The organism is Bacillus cereus group sp. BfR-BA-01316, from assembly GCF_022664195.1.
Lineage (GTDB): Bacteria > Bacillota > Bacilli > Bacillales > Bacillaceae_G > Bacillus_A.
Genome location: NZ_JAKUGX010000153.1, coordinates 1 through 215 on the forward strand (window position 1 = coordinate 1; position 215 = coordinate 215).

Below are 215 nucleotides of genomic sequence, written 5' to 3' on the forward strand. Positions count from 1 at the left end.
CCTTTGGGCGCCTCCGTTACACTTTAGGAGGCGACCGCCCCAGTCAAACTGCCCACCTGACACTGTCTCCCGGGTCGATAAGACCCGTAGGTTAGAATTTCAACACAGTCAGGGCGGTATCCCACCAGCGCCTCCACCGAAGCTAGCGCTCCGGTTTCAATGGCTCCCGCCTATCCTGTACAAACTGTACCAAAATTCAATATCAGGCTACAGTA

General features: G+C 54.9%; 1 rRNA gene. It reads right to left on the reverse strand.

Going from position 1 to position 215, the window contains the following annotated elements:
• Positions 1-215 (reverse strand): 23S ribosomal RNA (locus MR071_RS25350); the annotation flags it as partial.